This window comes from Pantoea sp. USHLN256 (genome assembly GCF_037149875.1).
In the GTDB taxonomy this organism is placed as follows: domain Bacteria; phylum Pseudomonadota; class Gammaproteobacteria; order Enterobacterales; family Enterobacteriaceae; genus Pantoea; species Pantoea nemavictus.
On the sequence record NZ_JBBCQO010000005.1, the window covers coordinates 397,807 to 404,294 of the forward strand.

Here is a 6,488-nt window from a genome sequence, read left to right on the forward strand (position 1 = left end):
ATGAAACTTATCATTTCATTTTAATACCAATCAGAATAAATGTTTGATATTTATTTGCCCGATAACGGCGGTTTTGGCTGATGGTTTTGCATCAGGAAAAGAGTAGAGACCACGGTTTGCTGTTTCTACAGTTAACGCGATCTGCCTTACACAAAGGTCGAAAAACGGAGATACCATGTTCCCTACCACTTTACCGGCACCGCGTCGTCACCCTGCTAATCAAATTCCTGCGCTACGCTGGGGCATTGTCGGGCCCGGCTGGATCGCCGACCACTTCGCCAACGCGCTGCGTCACCATACACAACAACAGCTGGTTGCGGTGTCATCACGTAGCCTCGATAAAGCACAAGCCTTTGCCAGTAAATGGGACATTCCCCATGCGGTAGCAGGCATTGATGCGCTGTTAAGCCGTAATGATATTGATGTGGTGTATATCGCTACCCCGCACAATCACCACTTCACCGATGGCCTGCGCACCTTGCAGGCTGGCAAGCATGTGCTGATTGAAAAACCGCTGGCGCTCAATGCGCAGCAAGCCTTGCAGCTGCAACAGGCGGCACAGCAGCAGCAGCGTTTGTGCGTTGAAGCGATGTGGTGCGATTTTGCGCCGAAATATGATGTGATTCGCCAGCTGTTGGCCGATGGCGCGCTGGGCGAGGTGCATACGCTACTTGCCGATCATGGTGAGTATTTCACGGAAGATCATCGCATTTTCAACGCGGATCTGGCGGGCGGTACGATGTTGGATCTGGGCAGTTATCTGCTCAGTTTCAGCGTTTTGGTAGGCGATGCACCCGCAAGCATCAGCGCCATTGGGCAATCGGCGCCCGGCGGCGTCAATGGGCAAACCTCAATGCTATTAACTCACGCCAATGGCATGCATTCGGTGCTGAACACCACGCTGTTCAGCAACACGCCCGGCACGGCGGTGATAGCCGGTCGCGATGCCACGCTTTATCTCGACGGCCAGTTTTATGCGCCGGGTAATTTCCGTCTGACCTCCAGCGACGGCCGCCACACGCTGCGCTGGGAAGAACCGAATAATCGCTATATTCAGCTCAGTTATGAAATTGAACATACCGCCTGGTGCATTCATCAGGGCCTGCTCGACTCACCCGTACGTCCGCTTGCCACTTCGCTGGCGACGCTGCACGCCATGGATGAAGTCAGGAAGCAGATCGGCGTGGTCTTTAACGAAGAGCGCACCGCTTAACGCTCAGGAGAAAACAATGAAAATCGCTTTTGATGTGGATGTAATCCGCGATCTCGGCATCACGCGCATGGTGCATCAGGTGGCTGAATGGGGCTACAAGTACATCGAGCAGTCCCCGCATCCGCAAATCAACCCGTTCTATAAACATCCGAAAGCCAGCCGTGAAATCATACGCGAATACAAAAACGCGCTGAACGCTACCGGGCTGGAGATCTCCTCTTTCATTACGGTGTATCGCTGGTCAGGCCCGGATGAGCTGCGTCGTCAGGCGGCGGTGAAAAACTGGAAACGCATGATCGAGATAGCCGTCGAAATGGGCGTGCAGGTGATCAACACAGAGCTGTCGGGCAATCCCAACGAACCGGAAATTTGTGAAGAGATGTTCTATCGCTCGATGGAAGAGCTGCTGCCGATCATCGAACGTGAAGGCATTCGCGTCGAGATTCAGGCCCACCCGTGGGATTTCTGCGAGCAAAGTAACGAAACCGCGGACATTGTGAAGTCATTCCGCAGCGAAAACGTGAAGTATATCTACAGCGCACCGCACACCTTCTATTACGACAAAGGCGTCGGCGATGTGAAGAACATGCTGCATTACGCCGGTGACGATCTGTCACATATGCTGATCGCCGATACCATGAACCACACCAAGCACTGTCGTTACATCGTTAACCCGCCGGGCGTGGATGCCACTATCCACCAGCACGTGGCGGTCGGTGAAGGCGAAGTCAATTTCGATGCGCTGTTTGAAGCGCTGCGCGAGATGAATTTTGCGAATCGCACGTTTAAAGTCGGCGGCGAGTCAATTATCTCGGCGGCGCTGTTCGGCTACCCGGAAAAGATGAAGTATCAAGCGGTTGAAACGCGCGAGCTGATTGAGCGTGAGCTGTTAGGGTAAATGCGCGCTGATGCCCTCACTCTAACCCTCTCCCATAGGGAGAGGGAACTGGAAAGTGCGGCGTGATTGCTCTCTCACACAGGGGGAGAGCTCAAAGCGAGCTCGATCGGTCCCTTCTTCCGCTGGCGGGAGAAGGTTAGGATGAGGGCCCGCCCTAATGGAACCTACACCATGAAAGCAGTGACGCTGGCCGAGCTGGCAAAACAAGTGGGCGTCGGTGTCGCCACCATTGACCGGGTATTAAACGATCGCGGCGGCGTGTCGCCCGCCATGAGCAAAAAAATTCTGCAGGCAGCGCGTGATGCCGGTTTAAAACGCATTCTGCCTGAAGAGCATCGCCATCCGTGGCAGATTGAAGTACTGCTCAGCGGCAACGCCTCCTTCTTCTTTCAGCAATTAGCACAAGACTTCGCCACACTTGCAGACGAACTCGGCTATCGCCGCTTGCGCCTGCACCGCACGCTAATCCCGGAAAATGCGCCAGAAAAGTTGGCGGCACATATCACTGCCAGCAGTAAAAAGCGTGATGCGCTGATCGTTTTCGCCCACGAAAATCCGCTGATTTACGCTGCGCTGGCTGACTGTAAAGCGCGCGGCGTACCGGTCATCACGCTGGTCGCCGATCTCCCGGATGCCGCGCGGCTCTGCCACGTAGGCATCGATCAATACAAAGCCGGACGCACCGCCGGTTTAATGTTGGGCAGCATGCTGTCGCAGCCGGGTGAAGTGGTGCTGATGAGCGGGCGCGCCGATTATGCTGCGCACCGCCTGCGCATTGAAGGTTTCCAGGCGGTGCTGGCCGAACGCTTTCCGCAGCTGCGTCTGCGCGAGATTCTCGCCGGTCAGGACGAGCGCGCGCGTATCAGTCGCCTGCTGGAAAAAACGTTGGCCGCCTCGCCACCGATTATGGGGCTCTATAATACCGGCATCGGCAACACCCAGATTTACGAAGCCCTGGCGCGCCATCGGCTCGACGGTAAAGTGGTGTACGTCACGCACGAGTTGTATAGCACTACGCGCCAACTGTTACAGGATCGCGTGCTCACCTTAACGATCGATCAAAACACCCTACGCCATGCTCAGCTGGCCTTGACGCTGCTGTTGCGCCATCTGGAAGAGGGCGACATCCCCGACATCTACCAGCCCGGCAAAGTCGACTTTATGCTCTTTACGCAAGAGAACTTTACATAATCAGACTTTGTATCCCACCGCCAGCGCGGTTAAATCGCCTGTATCACGCGCTGCTACACTCAGTAGCAGCAAAAAACCAAACACAACAAGGCGAACCACTATGTCGGAACATCAGTATCAGCCCGCGAAAGTCTGGACCTGGGACCCGGAAGCCAAAGGTAACGGCGCAAAAACTAACCGTCCAACCGCCGGACCGACGCATGAGAAAACGCTGCCGGTCGGCAAACATCCGCTGCAGCTCTATTCGCTCGGCACGCCAAACGGCCAGAAAATTACCATCCTGCTGGAAGAGTTGCTTGCCGTCGGGGCCAAAGACGCCGAGTACGATGCCTGGCTGATTCGTATCGGCGATGGCGATCAATTCTCCAGCGGTTTTGTTGATGTGAACCCAAACTCAAAAATTCCGGCGCTGAGCGATCACTCGGTTACCCCACCGCAGCGCGTATTTGAATCCGGCAACATCCTGCTGTATCTGGCAGAGAAGTTCGGCCACTTCCTGCCGACCTCACTGGCAGGCCGCACCGAAACCCTGAACTGGCTGTTCTGGCTGCAAGGTTCTGCGCCCTACCTCGGCGGCGGCTTTGGTCACTTCTATCATTACGCGCCAGAGAAGATCGAATACGCCATCAACCGCTTTACGCTGGAAGCCAAACGTCAGTTCGACGTGCTGGATCGTCAGCTGGCCAACCATCGCTTCCTCGCCGGTGATGAATACACCATCGCCGATATCGCCACCTGGCCGTGGTACGGCAACCTGGTGCTGAATAACCAATATGGCGGCAGCGAGTTCCTCGATGTGCAGTCGTACAAACACGTGGTGCGCTGGGCGAAAGAGATTGCTGAACGTCCGGCGGTAATCCGTGGCCGAAAGGTGAATCGTGCATTTGGTGCCGAACCGCAGGATCAGCTGCTGGAACGTCATGATGCGTCAGATTTTGATAACAACACTGAAGACAAACGTCAGGCGCGAGGCGAGAAATAATGGCTGCATATGTGGTGTTTATTAAGGACGAAACCTTAGACAAGGACGAACTGGCAACCTACGCCGAAAAAGCGGGCCAGGCGCGCGGCGACCATCCGATCACCCCGCTGGCGTTTTACGGCGAGCTGGAAACGCTGGAAGGTCCGCCAGCTGAAGGCGTAGTGGTGCTGGAGTTCCCGGATGTTGAAGCGGCAAAAGGCTGGTATTTCAGCCCAGCGTATCAGGAAGCTAAAGCGCATCGTCTGAAAGGTGCAAAATACCGCGTGCTGCTGGTTAAAGGCGTGGAATAAAACGCAAATACCGTAGCGGCGCAATTCATTGCGCATGGTTTTGGCGCGCCAGAATGCGCAATGAATTGCGCCGCTACGATACGCAGAAAATATGGGTATTTACCTCAACCTGAACAACGAAATCGCCTGCTTTAGCGCATTCGCCTGCTGCTGCTGCTGTTGCGCCACCTGCAGCGTTTCGGCCACGTGCTGCACGTTGTGATGTACGCTGTGATCAATACTGTTGATGCTCTGCTGAATCTGTTCAATGCTCAGGTTCTGCTGCTCACTCATCTCCGACAGCTCTGTTACCAGCTGCGATAAGCCACTGATGCTACTGTGAATCTCGCGCATGGTTTGCGCCGCATGTTCTACCTGCACGGTGCCGTGCTCGGTGCTGGTCGAGCTGGCATCCATCAGCTGACGAATCTCACGCGCAGCGCTCTCACTGCGCATCGCCAGGTTACGCACTTCACTGGCGACCACGGCAAAACCGCGTCCCTGATTACCGGCACGCGCGGCCTCCACCGAGGCATTCAGCGACAGAATGTTGGTCTGAAAAGCAATGCCGTCAATCAGCTCCAGAATGATTTTTACCCTTCTCGACTCCTCACTGATTTTCTCCATCGAGTGAATCGCCGACTGAATATTCTCTTCGCCGCGCGTGGCCACCGTGCGGGTTTCACTCGCCAACTGGCGCGCGCTCAGCGCTTTATCGCGGGTCAGGCTGGCGGCGATGCTGATTTCAGTCATGGCACTCGCCGCCACTTCCAGCGCCTGCGCCTGCTCATCGGTGCGCGTTGAGAGCGCGGCGTTACGTTCAAGAATACTGTCAGACTCCGCCAGCAGCAGTCCCACGCCCTCGCTGACCTGATGCAAAGTGCCGTGCATGGTGCCAAGCGTGGTACTAAAGGTACGGGCGAACGGCGTTGCACTCTGCTGCATATCGGCGTTCAGCGTCAGATAACCCGCCTGTTGATTGATCTGAGCCGCCAACTCCGCCACTTCGCTGGCCGAACGCGCATCGACGGCCATCTGGCGCGCAATCACCAGTAACATGGCGGTTTGCGCCACCACAAACAGTGCGTGGAACAGCACCATATCCCAGCCAGGATGGTGGAAAACAATCACGCCGAACAGATCATTCTCCTGCAGATAATTGAACAGCACGTGATGGGTGGCCGCTGCCGCCGCGCCCATTAATAACGGCCGCATATCGCGCCACGCCAGCAGCGCCGACATCAGCACAAACACAGAGAAGTGGTATTCGGTTTCGCCGCCACCCAGCTGAATCAACAAACCTGCCCAGCCAATGAGCAGCGCGGAGAGCACCAAGCGTGAGGTCAGCGTACCGCGTAGCGCGGTGCCGAAAAAGGTCGCCAGCAGCGCCAGCACTAAGCCGGCAATCAGCGCCACCCTTGTGCTGTCATTGAGCCAGCCAACGCCAAGTGCAATCGGCCACAGTGCCCAACTGAGGATCACCGCCAGGCTATCGGCCCGCTGGGCAATACGTTTGAGAGAGACCATCTCCACCGGCACGGCGTCCGGGCCTGACAAGGGCGTTGCGATCATGACAGTTTTCCATACCAGAAGGTGATCGTAGAGCCCCAAAATCGTGGGGCAAAGCGCACGGACTCAGTGGGAAAATTATCGGCGTGGGAAGGAGAAAGTTTAGTTGCGGTAATTAATCAGGGTGTGGATATGTGATCGGGCCCTCACCCCAGCCCTCTCCCACAAATGGGAGAGGGAGCAGATCCAGCAGCCATCAACTCCCTCACCCGCATGTGGCAGAGGCTGCTATTCATTCCCTCTCCCGCTTGCGGGTGTTCAGTCCGGGGAGATCGTGAACACTTGTTCGGGGACATGGTAGACACTTACAACTAAGGCATAAGAACCCGTTTATGGAGTCGCTTATGCCCTGGGATGCGAGAGATA

Annotated in this window: 6 protein-coding genes; 5 read left to right on the forward strand and 1 reads right to left on the reverse strand. The window is 56.0% G+C overall.

The annotated features are described in order from the left end of the window. Positions 1-175: 175 nt before the first annotated feature. The 5 genes from WFL93_RS15660 (at position 176) to WFL93_RS15680 (ending at position 4,574) form a co-directional block, all read left to right on the forward strand. Positions 176-1,213 (forward strand): Gfo/Idh/MocA family protein, encoded by a 1,038-nt coding sequence (locus WFL93_RS15660; RefSeq protein ID WP_336778522.1) that lies wholly within the window; start codon positions 176-178, stop codon positions 1,211-1,213. Positions 1,214-1,229: 16 nt separating this feature from the next. Continuing rightward, positions 1,230-2,111, forward strand: coding sequence for a sugar phosphate isomerase/epimerase family protein (locus WFL93_RS15665; protein ID WP_277976895.1), 882 nt, complete (start codon positions 1,230-1,232; stop codon positions 2,109-2,111). Between the two features lie 171 nt (positions 2,112-2,282). Beyond that, complete coding sequence (locus WFL93_RS15670; protein ID WP_336778523.1) at positions 2,283-3,302, forward strand: LacI family DNA-binding transcriptional regulator; 1,020 nt, start codon at positions 2,283-2,285, stop codon at positions 3,300-3,302. 100 nt (positions 3,303-3,402) lie between these two features. Continuing rightward, entirely contained in the window at positions 3,403-4,284 is an 882-nt protein-coding gene (yghU, locus tag WFL93_RS15675) for a glutathione-dependent disulfide-bond oxidoreductase (RefSeq protein WP_049851325.1), read from the forward strand. Further along, the gene (locus WFL93_RS15680; protein ID WP_007888459.1) at positions 4,284-4,574 is read left to right on the forward strand and encodes a DUF1330 domain-containing protein; all 291 of its coding nucleotides are present in this window, start codon (positions 4,284-4,286) and stop codon (positions 4,572-4,574) included. Before yghU ends, WFL93_RS15680 begins: the two co-directional genes overlap by 1 nt. Positions 4,575-4,673: 99 nt before the next feature. Here WFL93_RS15680 and WFL93_RS15685 read toward each other — a convergent pair whose 3' ends face one another. Then, positions 4,674-6,125: a methyl-accepting chemotaxis protein gene (locus tag WFL93_RS15685; protein WP_336778524.1), complete on the reverse strand. Its 1,452-nt coding sequence runs from the start codon at positions 6,123-6,125 to the stop codon at positions 4,674-4,676. Positions 6,126-6,488: the final 363 nt, after the last annotated feature.

Coding starts and splice junctions, on each gene's coding strand:
- WFL93_RS15665 (WP_277976895.1), top strand. CDS start 1,230: ATGAAAATCGCTTTTGATGTGGATGTAATCCGCGATCTCGGCATCACG.
- WFL93_RS15670 (WP_336778523.1), top strand. CDS start 2,283: ATGAAAGCAGTGACGCTGGCCGAGCTGGCAAAACAAGTGGGCGTCGGT.
- WFL93_RS15685 (WP_336778524.1), bottom strand. CDS start 6,125: ATGATCGCAACGCCCTTGTCAGGCCCGGACGCCGTGCCGGTGGAGATG.
- WFL93_RS15660 (WP_336778522.1), top strand. CDS start 176: ATGTTCCCTACCACTTTACCGGCACCGCGTCGTCACCCTGCTAATCAA.
- yghU (WP_049851325.1), top strand. CDS start 3,403: ATGTCGGAACATCAGTATCAGCCCGCGAAAGTCTGGACCTGGGACCCG.
- WFL93_RS15680 (WP_007888459.1), top strand. CDS start 4,284: ATGGCTGCATATGTGGTGTTTATTAAGGACGAAACCTTAGACAAGGAC.